Source organism: Achromobacter sp. HZ01 (assembly GCF_003267925.1).
In the GTDB taxonomy this organism is placed as follows: domain Bacteria; phylum Pseudomonadota; class Gammaproteobacteria; order Burkholderiales; family Burkholderiaceae_B; genus Achromobacter; species Achromobacter pulmonis_A.
This window is the reverse complement of sequence record NZ_LWKV01000002.1, coordinates 711,519-725,480: the sequence shown is the minus strand read 5'-3', so window position 1 is coordinate 725,480 and position 13,962 is coordinate 711,519. Positions and strand designations below refer to the sequence as shown.

General features: G+C 67.8%; 12 protein-coding genes. 3 read left to right on the top strand and 9 right to left on the bottom strand.

All coding sequences use genetic code 11. The features are described 5' to 3' along the window. Positions 1 to 157 precede the first annotated feature (157 nt). Positions 158 to 835: a hypothetical protein gene (locus A6B37_RS25965; RefSeq protein ID WP_146748005.1), complete on the top strand. Its 678-nt coding sequence runs from the start codon at positions 158 to 160 to the stop codon at positions 833 to 835. Between the two features lie 283 nt (positions 836 to 1,118). Here A6B37_RS25965 and A6B37_RS12375 read toward each other — a convergent pair whose 3' ends face one another. Continuing rightward, the gene (locus tag A6B37_RS12375; RefSeq protein WP_111825895.1) at positions 1,119 to 2,882 is read right to left on the bottom strand and encodes a GGDEF domain-containing protein; all 1,764 of its coding nucleotides are present in this window, start codon (positions 2,880 to 2,882) and stop codon (positions 1,119 to 1,121) included. 203 nt (positions 2,883 to 3,085) lie between these two features. Between A6B37_RS12375 and A6B37_RS12370 the strand changes: the two genes are divergently transcribed. Continuing rightward, a complete protein-coding gene (locus tag A6B37_RS12370) occupies positions 3,086 to 3,844 on the top strand; it encodes a 5'-methylthioadenosine/adenosylhomocysteine nucleosidase (protein ID WP_111825894.1) in 759 nt (252 codons plus the stop codon). Positions 3,845 to 3,856: 12 nt separating this feature from the next. On the opposite strand, the gene A6B37_RS26075 is transcribed toward A6B37_RS12370, so the two are convergent. From A6B37_RS26075 to A6B37_RS12360, 3 genes are read right to left on the bottom strand one after another with little or no spacing between them, the layout of a single operon-like run. Next, positions 3,857 to 4,021 (bottom strand): hypothetical protein, encoded by a 165-nt coding sequence (locus A6B37_RS26075; RefSeq protein WP_168202185.1) that lies wholly within the window; start codon positions 4,019 to 4,021, stop codon positions 3,857 to 3,859. A 51-nt stretch (positions 4,022 to 4,072) separates the two neighbouring features. Further along, positions 4,073 to 4,342, bottom strand: a complete 270-nt coding sequence (locus A6B37_RS12365) for a PAAR domain-containing protein (RefSeq protein ID WP_102774088.1) — start codon at positions 4,340 to 4,342, stop codon at positions 4,073 to 4,075. A 36-nt stretch (positions 4,343 to 4,378) separates the two neighbouring features. Continuing rightward, the gene (locus tag A6B37_RS12360; protein ID WP_102774087.1) at positions 4,379 to 4,630 is read right to left on the bottom strand and encodes a hypothetical protein; all 252 of its coding nucleotides are present in this window, start codon (positions 4,628 to 4,630) and stop codon (positions 4,379 to 4,381) included. Positions 4,631 to 4,767: 137 nt separating this feature from the next. Between A6B37_RS12360 and tssA the strand changes: the two genes are divergently transcribed. Continuing rightward, the gene (gene tssA, locus A6B37_RS12355) at positions 4,768 to 5,874 is read left to right on the top strand and encodes a type VI secretion system protein TssA (RefSeq protein WP_111825893.1); all 1,107 of its coding nucleotides are present in this window, start codon (positions 4,768 to 4,770) and stop codon (positions 5,872 to 5,874) included. Here tssA and A6B37_RS12350 read toward each other — a convergent pair. The 5 genes from A6B37_RS12350 to A6B37_RS12330 all read right to left on the bottom strand — a co-directional run bounded on the left by A6B37_RS12350 (position 5,871) and on the right by A6B37_RS12330 (position 13,753). Continuing rightward, the gene (locus tag A6B37_RS12350; protein ID WP_102774085.1) at positions 5,871 to 6,665 is read right to left on the bottom strand and encodes an OmpA family protein; all 795 of its coding nucleotides are present in this window, start codon (positions 6,663 to 6,665) and stop codon (positions 5,871 to 5,873) included. The two genes, tssA and A6B37_RS12350, sit on opposite strands and share 4 nt — an antisense overlap. 2 nt (positions 6,666 to 6,667) lie before the next feature. Beyond that, positions 6,668 to 7,651, bottom strand: a complete 984-nt coding sequence (gene tagF / locus A6B37_RS12345) for a type VI secretion system-associated protein TagF (RefSeq protein WP_102774084.1) — start codon at positions 7,649 to 7,651, stop codon at positions 6,668 to 6,670. Continuing rightward, on the bottom strand, positions 7,648 to 11,406 hold the full coding sequence (gene tssM, locus A6B37_RS12340; protein WP_246842459.1) for a type VI secretion system membrane subunit TssM: 3,759 nt from the start codon (positions 11,404 to 11,406) through the stop codon (positions 7,648 to 7,650). The genes tagF and tssM overlap by 4 nt, the downstream gene beginning before the upstream one ends. A gap of 66 nt (positions 11,407 to 11,472) precedes the next feature. Then, the gene (locus tag A6B37_RS12335) at positions 11,473 to 12,864 is read right to left on the bottom strand and encodes a hypothetical protein (protein WP_111825892.1); all 1,392 of its coding nucleotides are present in this window, start codon (positions 12,862 to 12,864) and stop codon (positions 11,473 to 11,475) included. A 37-nt stretch (positions 12,865 to 12,901) separates the two neighbouring features. Beyond that, positions 12,902 to 13,753 carry a M15 family metallopeptidase gene (locus tag A6B37_RS12330; RefSeq protein WP_102774082.1) on the bottom strand — a complete coding sequence of 284 codons (852 nt, stop codon included), beginning with the start codon at positions 13,751 to 13,753 and terminating at the stop codon, positions 12,902 to 12,904. Between the last annotated feature and the right edge of the window lie 209 nt (positions 13,754 to 13,962).

The window sequence follows — 13,962 nt, the reverse complement described above, 5'->3', positions numbered from 1 at the left end:
CTGCCACAGGAGGGTTTAGTAATGCTCTTACCGAAAATCGGCATGTTCCCGCATTGCTATACGATAATAATAATCCTGAAGGCATGCCCTATGTGAAATTTGATGGTTACAATGGTATCACTAACATAACGGTCAGGGTTCGTAAGTAGGGGTTGATATGAAAGTAGATGCGAATTTTAGAAGAAGGGCTGTTGCGGACGAGGACGTACGAAGGTTGAATTCGACAATAGTTTCCAGGCTTTCAAAAATAGATGGAATTTTTAGAGTTGATGATGTTGCGCGTCGAGTGGTGTTTGATCAAGGAACGGGCGAGAGCGCGGAAGCAAATTTGTCACCATGTTTGATACAGGGAATCCGCGGGGGAATCTCTTACGCGTCCAGACGTCTTGGGGCTATTAGAGATCACGGCACCTCTGATGATTTCATCCGATTAGAATTGGATCTGGATTTAATCGATTATCTTTGGTTTGTAGCTGACGTTTTTCCCGCCGTCGTGGAGGCTTTTGAGGCCTATCGTTCAACTACCGAAACGGACGAGGATCAAATGGTCGATGATTTCGAGAAAATCATCGAACTAAGTCGACTGGAGAAAAAGGATATTCTGTCGAGAGATGGGGTGTTTCGTATTCAGTCAGTAAATTATTTTGACGATATTCTATGTAGGCGAGCTTTCGGGATTGGTAGCAAAGAAGTGGTAGCCCGACTTGAAGGCCACGTCTATGTTGTCAGAGAAATCGGCGACGGCGTTTTTTTCATAACTTCCGATAAACCGGTTGCGGGGCCGGAAACACTCATTATTGATGAAAAAATAAAACGCATCCTCGCCGGGAAATGATCTCGAAATTCGTACTGGTACAGTATTTGCCTGATTCCAGTCTCGCGCCGGATGTCTGGCCAATCTGCTTCGGCGAGCCAGTCTTCTTGGTCCGGCAGCTGAGTGTTGCCGGCGTTGACTATTTTGTGCCGGGCTTCGGTCTTCCACGCTCGTCCCCGTTACATGGCCCGGTTTGAGGCCGGATGACCACGTCTCAACGTGGTCGACTGTCAGGTGAATACCGTATCAATACAGATTTGCCGCTACGCGGGCGGGGGCGTGCCACCGGCCCCCCACCCCCACCTCAAGCCGCGCTTTCCAGCTCCACCCGGTTGCGGCCGTTCAGCTTGGCTTCGTACAGCAATTCGTCGGCGCGGCGCGACAGCCGCGCCAGGGCGGCGGCGTCCGTGCCTCTGGCGTAGGTGACGCCGAAGCTGGCGGTCATGCTGAAGCGGCTGCCGTCGCTGACGGTGATCAGCGTCTCGGCGATGGCCTTGCGCATGCGCTGTGCGATGCCATGGGCGCGTCGCGGATCGCAGCCGTGGCACAGCACCGCGAATTCCTCGCCGCCGACGCGGGCGACGATGTCGGATTGGCGGAAGATGCGCCGGCACAGTTCGGCCACGGCCTTGAGCGCTTCGTCGCCGGTGGCATGGCCGTGGGTGTCGTTGATGGCCTTGAAGTGGTCGATGTCGAAGAGGATGAAGGCCAGCCCCTCGTCGCTGCCGCGCACGCGCGCCAGCGTGGCTTGCAGGCGCTTTTCGAAGGCGCGCCGGTTGAGCAGGCCGGTGAGGAAATCGGTTTCGGCCATGACGGCCAGGTCGCGGATGAGGCGGTCGCGCTCCAGTTCGAGCTTGCGCAGCGCCGTGGCGTTGTCGTTGAGCACGCTGAGCGCCTTGAACATGCCGTTGACTTCACCGCGGTATTTGTCCGTGGGGATGCGCGGGGCCTCGCCGCCCCGGGCGATCGCGCCGATGATGTCGGTGGCGCGCACGAAAGGGCGGATGACCCGCCGGCGGAACAGGGTCAGCCCGACGATGAGCGCGGCGGTGAGCATGGCGGCCGCCGCCAGCGTGGTCAGCAGCACGCGGATGGCGGCGGCCCGGCTTTCGCCGATGCACTGTTCGACCTCGTCGAGCATGACGTCGCGGAACCGCACGATGGAGGCCATGGTGGGCACGTAGTTCCGGCCCAGTTCGTACATGGTGACCGGGGCGCCGCTGATGCCGCGTTCGGCTTCTTCGCGCACGCTTTCCAGGTAGCTCAGGCCGGCGCCGAAGTACTGCTGCTGCAGGTCCAGATAGGCATGCGAGCGGGCATGGCGCGGCATGCCGGCGATGTTGGTGCGGATCAGCGCGCGCAGTTCGTGGATGCGGCCCAGCACGTGCTCGATTTCGAGCTGGTCGCCGGTGGTCAGCATGCGGCGCTTGCTCAGCGCCGGCGCGAAGGCGGAGCCCAGCAGGCCGGCCTGCTCGCGCAGTTCGCCGGCCAGCAGCGCCAGCATCAGCAGGTCGAAGTCCTCGCCCTGGTTGCGCGCGATCCGGCCGATGCCGTCGGACATCGCCGCGCGCAGCTGCGGCACCAGCGCGACCATGTCGCCGACCACGTTCCACAGGTTCAGGCCCGAAACGGTGGCGCGCGGCGCGGCGATCGCGAGATCGGCGCCGGCGCGGGCGTCGAGCAGGGCCTGCCGGATGCGCTGGATATTGGTGAATTCGGCGGCGCCGTCGGGATTGAGCGGGGCGCGGTACAGGGCCAGCAGGTCTGCGATGCGGGCGTTGGTGCGCTGGCGCGCTTCGTCCAGGGCGCGGAGCATTTCGTCGGGCACCGGCAGGTCGGCGCCCAGCGCCGCGTTCATGGGGCCGCGCTCGGCCGATACCGCTTCCATCGCTTCCAGGGTCCTGCGCACCACCACGAAGCCGCTCATGGCTTCGTCGGTGGAGGCCAGGGACCGCCAGTTCTGCTGCACCACGATCACGGTCAGCATGGACACGGGCAACGCCACGCCGGCCGCCAGTATCAGGAAATACCTTTCCAGCGATTTAAGGGCAAAGACATTGCGGAACATGCGGCAGACACGGACTCGGAACAATGACTGGCCGCAGATTACTTGAAATGCGGCGCCGGCTGCATTGGTTTAGGCCAACATTTCCGCAGGCTTGCTTTTATGTCGCATTAAGTCGAATTATCTCAATCCCGTGGCGGCCGGACGGCCCTTCGGGTATGTTGCGGGCTGGGCGGCCGGGGCCGCGCATGACCGTAAGAGTAGACATGGGACGTTTAGCCATTCTGGGCGCCCTGCACGAGGAAATCGCCGACCTGCTGGCCGCGATGGACCCGGGCGCCGCCACCTTCCGCATCGCCATGCGCGATTTTCATGTGGGCACGTTGTGGGGCACGCCCTGCGTGATCGCGCTGAGCCGCATCGGCAAGGTGGCCGCGGCCGCCACGGCTTGTATCGCGATCCAGGAGTTCAAGGCTTCGCGCGTGATCTTCACCGGCCTGGCCGGCGGCCTGCACGCGGACGTGGAGGTGGGCGATGTGGTCGTGGCCAGCGCCGTGATGCAGTACGACATGGACGCGCGCCCGCTGTTCGGGCGCCACGAGATTCCCTTGCTGGGACGCGAGCGCTTCGACGCGGACCCGGCGCTGGGCAGGCTGTTGCAGGACAGCGCCGCGCTGTTCGCGCGCAGCCCCGCGGCCATGCCCGCGGCCGGCGCTGCGCGCAGGCCGCCGAAGGTGCACCACGGCCTGATCGCCACCGGCGACGTGTTCGTCAACGACAACGAGTACGCGCAGCGGCTGCGCCAGACGCTGCCCGAGGCGTTATGCCTGGAGATGGAAGGCGGCGCCACGGCGCAGGTCTGCTATGAATTCGGCGTTCCGTTCGCGCTGCTGCGCGTGATCTCGGACCGCGCGGACCATGCCGCCAAGAGCGATTTCACCGACTTCCTGGTGAACCTGGCGCGGGTCTACAGCGCCGGCATCCTGGCGCCGCTGCTGCAATCGGGCGCCTTGCGGCAGGCCTGAGCGCCACGGCCTTCAGGGGCCGGTGTCGGGATAGTTGGGGCCGGCGTCATGGAAGCCGCCGCTGCTGTAGGGATTGACGGCGCCGGGGTGGGGCGGGCCGCCTGGCCCCGATGCACAGCCGGCAAGCAGCAGCGCCGCGGCCACGAGGCAGAGCTGGCGGATCAGAGCGGATTTCATGGAAGTCTCCTGCGCATGTTCCCGGGCCTGATTCATTCTACGCCGCGCGGCTTAGCCGTGTTCCAGGCGGTAGAACTGCTGGCTGGCGATCAGGGTGGCGCCGCAGGAGGTCTTCATGCCTTCGAGCGCGGTGCGCCGGTCGGAGCTGACGCTGGCCGCGCCTTCGACGATGGTGTGGGTGCCGCTGCATTTGGGGCAGGTGACGCGGTCGCCCAGCCGGGCCATGGGCTGGCCGAAGATCATCACCGTTTCGTCGCCCGTGACGACCACCCCGCCATGCGAGGTGCGGTCGCCCTTGCGTATCACCGATAGCTGCGCCATGGCTGCCTGTTGCGTTGTCAGAAATGTCGTGTTTGCTTACAGATACGTGCCGTCCGGCGCCAGGCGGGGCGTGCCGACGACGAAGCTGCCGTCGGGCGCCATGCGCACCGGACCGCCGCCGCCCAGGTAGCTGCCGTCGGGCGCGCGCTGGGGCTTGCCGGCCACGTAGGTGCCGTCCGGGGCGCGCGTGATGGGGCCGCCGTCGCCGACATAGGTGCCGTCGGGGCAGCGGCGCGGCTTGCCGTTGATGAAGCGGCCGTCGGGCAGCATGTGGAATGACTTGTTCATCTCGACTCCGGGGCGGGGGGAATGCGCATGATAGCGAGGCGGCGTGATGCGCTTTGTAATAGGACGTGTCATCTTCAAACGTCCCGCCGTTACAGATATGGGAAGATCCGTCCGACCCGTCTTCCCACAAAATCAAAATGAGCGATATCGACACACTGCTGCAGCCCATCCCGGGCGAGGCGCCCTGCGGCGTGGACATGGTGTTTTCGGCCGAGTTCGACGCCATCCGCGAAGCCCGCCGCCACGACGATCCGCACCTGGACCAGGGCGACTGGATCATCGACATCAAGGAAGCCGACTGGCCGCAGGTGATCGCCATCTGCACCGGCGTGCTGCGCGAGCGCAGCAAGGACGTGCGCGTGGCGGCCTGGCTGGCCGAGGCCTGGGCCAAGACGCGCGGCTTCGCCGGCCTGCGCGACGGGTTCCTGCTGGTCGACGGCCTGTGCCGCGGCTACTGGGACGGCCTGCATCCGGTGCCCGACGAGGGCGACGTGCAGCAGCGCGTGGGCAACCTGGCCTGGCTGCTGTCGCGCTCGCAGCAGCTGATCCGCGAGCTGCCGCTGACGCAGTCCGAAGGCGGACGCTACGGTGCGGCGCTGTGGGAAAGCGCCACGCAGCTGGCCAACGCGGTCAAGCGCGCGCCGCAGAACGCGGCCGAGCTCACCCGCGGCAAGCTGACGCTGGAGCAGTTCGACGCGGCGCGCCGCGATACGCCGCCGGCCTTTTATTCGGAGCTGGAGGGCAGCCTGCAGAGCTGTTTCGCCGCGCTCGACATGCTCGAGGCGACGCTGACGCAGCGCCTGGGCGACGAAGGCCCGGCTTTCTCGCCGGTGCGCGAAGCCTTGAAGAGCGTGGCCGAACTGGCGCACCGCTTCGCCCGCGACGCTGGCCTGCTGCCGCGCGCCGAGACGCCGGCGACGCCGGCCGCCGCCGCGCCCGCGCAACCCTCCGCCACCCGCCTGGAGCCGACCTTGAGCCCTGCCGAACCCCAGTCCGCGGCGCCCGCCGCCGCGCGCGGCCCGCTGCAAACCCGCGACCAGGCGCTGGCGCAGTTGCGCGAGGTGGCGGAATTCTTCCGCCGCACCGAGCCGCACAGCCCGGTGGCCTATCTGGCCGACAAGGCCGCCAACTGGGGCGAGATGTCGCTGCACCTGTGGCTGCGCACCGTGCTCAAGAACGACGACGCGCTGGCGGGGCTGGAAGAGCTGCTGGGCGTGCCCAAGCAGCCCGACGGCAACGGCTAGCGGCTGGCGCGGAACTCGATGCGGCGGTTCTTGGCGCGGCCTTCGGCGGTGGAGTTGGTGGCCAGCGGCTGGTCCGGCCCGGCGCCCAGCGTCTCGAAACGGGCCGCGGGCAGGCCCTTGTCCACCAGATAGTTGCGCACCGCGTCGGCGCGCGCCTGGCTCAGCGCCAGGTTGGTGCTGCGGCTGCCGGAGCTGTCGGTGTGGCCGATGATCTGCACTTTTTCGCTGCGCAGTTTGGGCACCACGTCGGCCACCTGGTCCAGCAGTTCGCGGCCGCGCGCGGTCAGCGTGGCGCTGCCGGTCTCGAATTCCACCACGCGGTTGGCCAGCAGGTTGTCGAGCAGGCCCTGCTCGTCCTTGCCGGCCGCCACCCGCAGCCCGTTGACGATCTTGTAGGTCGGGTTGAGCGAGGTCGCGAAGTTGCTGGCGATCTGCTGGCGCGAGGCTTCGTTCTGCACCTCGCCGCGCAGGCGGATCTGGGTGCCGTCGATCTCCAGCTGGCCGCGGTTGATCTGCTTGAGGGGCTGGCCGATCAGCTTGCCCACGTGTTCCGACCAGTTGGGCGGCGCGACCACGCCGCCCACGTCGATGCGGTCGATCACGTTGCCCACGCCGTAGACCTGCTGCAGTCTGGCCAGCACGTTGGCCTTGGTGGCCTCGTCGGGCACGGCGCCGCTGGCCACCACCTGGCCGGGCTGGGGAATGACGTTGGCGGGAACGACGGTGGCGGCGTCCTGCGCCGCCGCGGCGCAGGAATACAACGCCGCCAGGATCAGGAGAGAGACGCGCATGGTCAGGCTCCGGTGAATACTTCGCGGAAGGTGTCCAGCGCAATGCGCAGGGACAGCCGCGGTTGGTCCAGATAGCTGGAGAGCTTGGCCAGCCCGTGGCTGGCCGATACGTGGTTGCGCACCCAGGGCGCGTCCTCCAGCACGATGTGCTGCTCGGCGTAGGTCTGCGGCGTGGACAGCAGGCCGGCCAGGGTCTGCGGCGAGGCGCCGCGGAATCCCACCGCCAGGCGGTGCTTGCCGCCGATGCGGCCGACGAACAGCGTGATCTCGAAGTCGGCCCGCGCCAGGAACGGCGCGATCAGCGTCATCCAGTACGCGGCCACCAGATTGATGTAGAGCGGATCGTCCGGCAGGGGCAGCGACAGCCCCTTGTCCAGCTGCGACGAGCCGCTGGACATCACCGGCTCCAGCAGGATGCCCAGCGCCAGGATGATGTCGTGCACGCGCGCCTGGTGGCCGTTGCCGCGCAGCATCGCTTCCAGCCGCTCGACAGTCTGCAGGTCGACGAAGGCGTCGAAGCCGTCGTCGGCGGCGGTGCGGATTTCGCCTTCCAGCTCGTTCAGGGCCTGCAGGGCCGCGGCCGGATCGCTGTCGCTCATCAGCATGGCGGCCGCGCCGCCCATGCGGTTCCACAGCCGGCTGAAGGCCATGGGGCTGCGGGCGATGAATTCCAGCGGACGCTGCACCTCGACCGAAGTGGCCGACAGGAACGGAAAGCGCCGGCCCGACTGGTCCTGGCTGGGTTGCAGATGCCCCGCGATGGCGAGCTTGCCGCGCGAACCCAGGATGGCGAAGGGCATGGGCTCGGCCTCGTCGTAGAGCGCCTTCCAGTGCGGCTCCTGCGCCAGGATCTCCATGGTGTTGGCGACCCACGCGTCCAGCGTGGCCATCAGCTGCGGATGCGAGGTGTTCTTGACGAAGTCGCCGCGGGTGGGAATCTTGCCGAAGTAGGCCGTTCGGAACAAGGGGGACTGCACGTTGCTCATCGCGGCGCTCCGGGTTGCGTCTGGGCGGAGGAGGGTTCAGGGGAGGCGCCGACCACCGAAGTGGGCAGGCGCAGGTTGCGCAGGCCCTGGCTGCCGGGCTCGCTGCCGCCGGCGCCCGGCGCCTGGGCGTTGCTGATGATGCGCAGCTTCACCGGCACCGTGACGTTGGACTTGGCCCAGCTCATGTTGAAGCTGCCGTCGGGGTTGGAACTGCGCTGCGCCGTCGAAATCAGGCGCTCCAGGCCGAAGCGGCCCGGCTCGTTGACGACCTCGACCACGCTGCCGTCGAAGGTGGTGGCGGTGATGCGCGCGCCCGGCGCGCCCTGCGCGTTGGGCCACACGAAATTGACCCACTGCGGCGGCGTGTTGCGGTAGCGCAGCTGCTGGCCGTCGATCTCGATGGTGTATTCGGTCACGCCGCCGGCCGGCCGCGGCTGGATCTGGAACAGCGTCTGCGGCTGGCTGGCCGCGCCGCTGCCGGCCGCGCCGCCGGACAGCGGCGCCACCCACTGCGCGAAGTTGGCGGTGAAGGTCGGCTGCAGGCTGACGCCCATGTCGCCCCAGGTGCGCGCGGTCAGGATGTCGCCGCGGCGCACGGTCAGCGGGCCCAGGGTTTCGTTGACGTAGCGCGCGATGCTGCCCTGCGGGCCGAAGACCTGGCCGATCTCGGCGCTGCTGGCTTCCACGCTGGCGCTGCCGGCGAACGGATACTTCTCGGCTAGGTTCTGCGTGAACGGCTGGTACACCTGCGCGTTCCAGACCTTGTTCAGCTCCGACTCGGCCGGTTGCATGGTGACGGCGTAGGCCTGGATCAGCGGGCGCACCAGCAGCGGACGCAGCGTTTCGCGCTGGGTCGCGCTCATGCCGGCCAGCATCTGTTCGTCGACCAGCTTGAGCGCGTCGGCCAGTTCGGAATCCTTGCCTTCCAGCGTCTGGCGCATCAGCACCAGCGCGCCGGGGCCGGGGTCGCCCTGGTTGTTCAGCAGGTTGAAGCGCGTGCGGATCTTCGACAGCGCGCCCATGTAGTTGCCCAGCAGCGACTGGTTGTCGCGCGTGACCACCAGGCGCGCCACGTCGGAGAACTCGCGTCCCACCGGACCCATCGGAATCGTCTCGCCGTTGGCGGTCGCGGCGCCGGGGGCGGGCGGCGGCGTCTGACGCAGGATCACGCGCTTGAACCAGCCGACCACGCCGCTTTGCGCCTGCTGCAGCCCGGCGTTGATCAGCGAGGGGTTGTCCCAGGAGGTCTGCTCGTAGGTGGTGTTGATGAGCTTGGCGATGGGCGACGTCTGCGGATCGCCCAGGCGGTTCATCGCGCCGACCGATTGCTGGAAGCTGGTGAAGGGCTTGATGGTCACGCCCCGCAGGAACTTCTGCCATTCCTCCGCGTACTCGGTCTTGTACATGGTGGCCAGGCTTTTCTGGATCTGCTCGGGGCTGCCTTCCAGCGTCAGGTCGTCGCGCGCGTTCACGCCCAGCACCCAGTCGCTGGTCTGGACTTCCTGCTTGGCGGCTTCGCTGATGGCCGGCTGGATGTACTGCTCCCAGGCCTCGCGGGTGAAGGTGCCCGGGATGGCGTAGCTGCCCGCCACCACGCCGGCGTCGTTCTCGCCGACGATGCGCGCCACCGTCATGGCCTGGAAGCGCGTGGCGGCGCGCGCCTTGAGCGTGGCGTAGGCGCGTTCGCGCGCGGGCATGCCCTGCATCACCGCGCGCAGGCTGCCGCGGGTCTTCTCCACCAGCGCCAGGTTGGTTTCGATCTGCGGCCAGCCGGCGTCCTGCGCGCGGCCGACATAGAACGAGATCAGGCGCTCGGCGCTGCGGATCAGCTGGTCGCGCGGCATGGCGCCGCGGTTGGTCTCGAGCCAGCCGCGCCAGAAGCGCGTGATCTGGTCGGACAGGTGCGTGGGGTCGACGTGCTGGTGATTGGCCATCATCAGGTACGTCTTGAGCGCGTTGTAGGCGTCGTCGGCGTTGGTGGGCGAGGCGTCCTGGAACAGCGTGTCGGCGCCGGCGGCGTGCGCGGCGCGGACCTGTTGCGGCGCCGGCTGGGCGGCGTCGCCGGCGGCGGCGGCCGCCGACGTGTCGACCTTGGCCAGGAAGTCTTCCAGGCTGGTCTTGACCGGGGCCAGCATGAACTGGCGCACGCCGTTGTAGTACTCGGCCAGCAGGCGCTCCTTCAGCACGTCGCCCTGGTACAGGCCCAGGCCCAGCGACCACGGCCGGCTGGCGCTGTAGCGGTCCAGCTGCTCGATGCGGTCCTGCAGGATCTCCATGGCTTCCAGGCGGCTTTGCAGGTCGGTGCGCTCGCTTTGCAGGCGCACGATCTTGTCCATGTCGGCCTGCACGTTCTGCGCCAGCTGGCGGTTGCCCAGGTACGACCAGCTCCATCCGCCCAGCACCAGCCCCAGCGCCAGCACCAGCCCGAAGAAGGTCAGGTAGCGCATGCGGGTCTTGGCCGGGCTGGCATGCTGGCGCACCAGTTTCTTGTCGGCGAAGATCACGCTGGAGAACAGGTCGCGCAGGAAGAAGCCGTTGTGCGAGGACACGTTGCGCGACAGCGCGCGCTGCGCCGGGCGCAGGTCGAAACGCTCGGCCAGGCGCTCGGTGGACGAGCTTTGCGACACGCCTTCCTGCAAGGCGCTGGTGAAGTAGAAGCCGCGGAACATCGGCTTGTACTGGAACGGATTGGTTTCGAACAGCGTCGACAGGAAAGTGCGCAGGGCCGGCTTGATGCCGGCGAATTCCAGCGGGAAGGTCAAAAGGCCGGGCGGCAGTTCGCGGTTGGCGCGCAGCGAGATCTGCGCCGTGCCCATTTCCTTCAGGCCTTCGTACAGCTCGTCGAAGCGCTCATCGAACAGCGCCAGCACGTCGCGGTTCTCCTCCGCGCCGTAGGGCAGGGTGGCGCCCCACACCCGGTCGCGTTCGCGCTGGTCGCTGTCGGAGAAGAACTCGCTGAAGCCCGAGATCAGGTCGGCCTTGGTGAAGATGATGTAGACCGGCGCGAATACTTCCAGCCGGTCGGTCAGCTCTTGCACGCGCTGGCGCAGGTTCTTGGCCAGGTTGATGGCGAACTCCGGGCCCGCGCCGGTCAGCTCGTCGATGCTGGCGGCCACGATGATGCCGTTGATGGGCGCCTTGGGACGATGGCGCTTGAGCAGGTCCAGGAACCCCATCCACTCGTTGCGGTCCTCTTCGTGCACGGAATAGCGGCCCGCGGTGTCCAGCAGGATGCCTTCGGTGGTGAAGAACCAGTCGCAGTTGCGCGTGCCGCCCACGCCGCGCACCGCCGCGCCGTTCTTGTCGGCGAACGGAAACTGCAGGCCCGAGTTGATGACCGCGCTGCTCTTGCCCGCCGCCGGGTTGCCGATCACGATGTACCAGGGCAGCTCATACAGCGCTTCGTTGCCCGAGGCCTGCCCGATCTTGGAAGTCTTGATGGTGCGCACCGCCTGGGTCAGCCGCGAGCGCAGCGCTTCCACGTCGTTGCGGTTGGCGGCCGCGCCCGTCTGCACCTGCTGCTCCAGCATGTCGCCCAGGTTCTTGTTGGCGCGCCGCGTGCGCCGCCGGCGCCACAGGTAGGCGCACAGCCACAGCAGCACGCATGCGCCCAGGGCCAGCCCGGCCCAGGCCAGGCCGATCTCCGCGGTTTCGGCGAACAGGAACAGGAACACCATCAGGGCGATCAGGCCGATCACCATGAAGGTGCGCGGGTTGGCCAGCACGCGCGACGTCCAGTGCCGGCCTTCGCTCATGGCGCTGGATATGCTGGAAAAGAAACCTGAAGGGCTACGCATGATGTTGGACGGTTTTCTTGTGGGTCAGGCTAAAGGGCGGATAGGGCGGGACACCAGCGCCAGCGTGCGCAGCGCGGGGTCCTGGGTCATGACGGCGAGCACCGGCGCATCGGTCTGCGCGCAGGCTTCGCCGGCCACGGCCAGCGTGAGCAGGTGCGCGGCCGCGCCGGTATGGCCGCAGGCCGCGCCGACGGAAAGGCAGTCCTGGTTCGGGTCCAGCCTGGGAAACAGCGCGCCGGCCAGGCCCGCGGTTTCCAGCGGGCGGCTGCCGCGATGGTCGGCGTCGCTGACCAGCGCGGCGATCGCGTCCGCGGACTGTTCCTGCCGTTCCAGGAAGCGGGCGGCCAGTTCGGCCAGCGCCGGCTCGGCGGCGGCGCCGCGCGCATCGGCTTCGGTGGCGCGGCGCGCCGACGGCGACAGCGTCAACGTGAAAGCGTCGGCCGGCAGTTCGCGCGGCGGCGCGGCGTCAGGCGCGACGGGCGCAAGGTCCAGCAACAGGCCGGCGGCCGCTTCGCCCGGCACGCGGCCTTGCGGATTGGCGGTGTCGACCAGCCGGCCCGCGGCGTCCCAGGCCTGCACCACGGCGGCGTCTATATAAGAGTCCGCCGCGGCCACCAGGCGCAGCGCGGCGCGCGCCGGCTCGGGCGATTCCTGCGCGAGCCGGCGCAGCAGCGCGTCGCCGGCCAGCGCGTCCTGCGCCTCGTGCGTGCGCGCTTCGAGGCGTCCGGCCGGCCACACGGCCGCGTCGCGGGCGCGGTCCGCCGCATGCGCGCGCGCGGCCTGCGGCCAATCGGCGGGCAGGAGCAGCTCCAGCTGCAGCCGCGGCCAGTCTTCGTCGCGCTGCGGCGTGCCGTTGTCCAGCACCTGGGCGCGGGCTTCCTGCGACAGCGTTTCGACCACTTCGCACAGCAGCTCGGCGGCGCGCAGGCAGTCGTCGCCCGGCCTGCCCGCGGGGCCGGCCGCGGCGCTCGCGGCTTCGCGCAGCGCATCGATGTCGAGATGGGCGGCGCGGCCGCTGAATACCGGAAAGCCTTTCGCGTTCTTCAGCGCGGGGTCCAGTTCGGGACGCTGCTGCCTGGACAGCGCGGCGTGGATGGCGGTCGGATCGGCGCCGGGGGCCGCGCGCGCCGTGCCGGCCAGCGCGGTCAGGCGCACAAGCGCGGGAGGCGGCGGAGCCTGCGTTTCGTCGGCGGCCGCGGCGGGGGCGGGCGCGGCCCTGGCCTCGCGGCGCGCGCGGACCACGCGGGCGCCGGCCCAGCCGGCGGCGAGCAGCGCCAGCGGCAGCGCGAACAGGTACAGGCCGATGTCCACGCCCGTGGGCAGCGTGTGCGACTCCTGCCACCAGATGATGACGGCGAGCCAGACGAGGCCGAAGACGAGGGCGGCCAGCAGGCCGGTTTTGAGGATGCGGCTCATGGGAGTTCTATCGGATAGGCGTGGCGGACCGGCCGGATCATTGCGCGGCTCCGTTGCCGCGCCGCATGACGCCGGGGCGGCGCAGCTCGGTGTGGCCGAAGTCCATCATCTTCCAGCGTCCGCCCCAGGTCAGGCCGACGCGCTCGGCGGTCTCGCCGAACAACTCATAGCCGCGCATGGCCCAGGGATCTTTCTCCGACACCACCACCTTGCCGTCGCGCAGGAAAGCGCTGTCGGCGGCCAGGCCGAACTGGTGATAGCTCTGGTAGGCGCCGGCGTTGGTCACGTGCGCGCCCATGCCGGCCAGCTGCGTCTGGCGCTCGGGGCTGCGATAGCCTTCGATCAGCACCATCTCGTAGCCGTGCTCCTCGCGCATGACGCGATACGCGGCCAGCAGGCGCTGGCGGTAGTCGGCGTCCAGCAGGTTCCAGTCGCGGCTGGCGCCGCCCAGATTGGGACGCACCAGTTCCACTTCGCGCGTGGTGAAGGCTTCGGGCGGCAGCGGCGGCGGCGGCACCAGTCTTTCGCCGGTCAGCAGGGCCTGGATGCGAGGGTCCGGGCCGGCCATCCGATCCTCGTAAACAAATGTGTGATTGTGTCGCATGACGAAAGCAAAAAGCGACGGAAACAGCGCCACGGCCAGCCCGATGGCGATATGCCAGCGATAGGCCGAGAACGCGCCGCCGGCCTTGCCGAAGCCTGCGCGCACCGCCTGCGCCGAGCCGCCGACGACCACGCCCGCCTGGCCGGCGCCGCGCGCCATTTTGCGGCGTACGCCCTGGGCGAACGCGCGCGCACCGCGCGTCGCAGCCTCCCGCAGGGGCGGGAAGACGAGCAGCGCGGACACGCCGATGGCCAGCACGAAATATAGGGGCAGTAGGAGCAGCAAAGAGGCGCCTCAGTTACGAAGGCGTAATCTTTTGTTCTATTTGGGATTCAGGCAAGCGCCTGGGCGTTGCAAAACGCGTCTGTGGCTAAGAACTCGTAACAAGAATCGATGATCGAAAACATGTCATCGGGTATTCTCGAACGCCTTGGTTACGGGAGGGCGCTGGCTTCCCTGAAAACACGGGACTTCGCATGGCAGAAGACGAAAAA

Coding starts and splice junctions, on each gene's coding strand:
- tssM (WP_246842459.1), bottom strand. CDS start 11,406: ATGAGCGAAGGCCGGCACTGGACGTCGCGCGTGCTGGCCAACCCGCGC.
- A6B37_RS26075 (WP_168202185.1), bottom strand. CDS start 4,021: ATGAAATCCGCTCTGATCCGCCAGCTCTGCCTCGTGGCCGCGGCGCTG.
- tssA (WP_111825893.1), top strand. CDS start 4,768: ATGAGCGATATCGACACACTGCTGCAGCCCATCCCGGGCGAGGCGCCC.
- A6B37_RS12335 (WP_111825892.1), bottom strand. CDS start 12,864: ATGAGCCGCATCCTCAAAACCGGCCTGCTGGCCGCCCTCGTCTTCGGC.
- A6B37_RS12350 (WP_102774085.1), bottom strand. CDS start 6,665: ATGCGCGTCTCTCTCCTGATCCTGGCGGCGTTGTATTCCTGCGCCGCG.
- A6B37_RS12370 (WP_111825894.1), top strand. CDS start 3,086: ATGGGACGTTTAGCCATTCTGGGCGCCCTGCACGAGGAAATCGCCGAC.
- A6B37_RS12365 (WP_102774088.1), bottom strand. CDS start 4,342: ATGGCGCAGCTATCGGTGATACGCAAGGGCGACCGCACCTCGCATGGC.
- A6B37_RS25965 (WP_146748005.1), top strand. CDS start 158: ATGAAAGTAGATGCGAATTTTAGAAGAAGGGCTGTTGCGGACGAGGAC.
- A6B37_RS12360 (WP_102774087.1), bottom strand. CDS start 4,630: ATGAACAAGTCATTCCACATGCTGCCCGACGGCCGCTTCATCAACGGC.
- tagF (WP_102774084.1), bottom strand. CDS start 7,651: ATGAGCAACGTGCAGTCCCCCTTGTTCCGAACGGCCTACTTCGGCAAG.
- A6B37_RS12375 (WP_111825895.1), bottom strand. CDS start 2,882: ATGTTCCGCAATGTCTTTGCCCTTAAATCGCTGGAAAGGTATTTCCTG.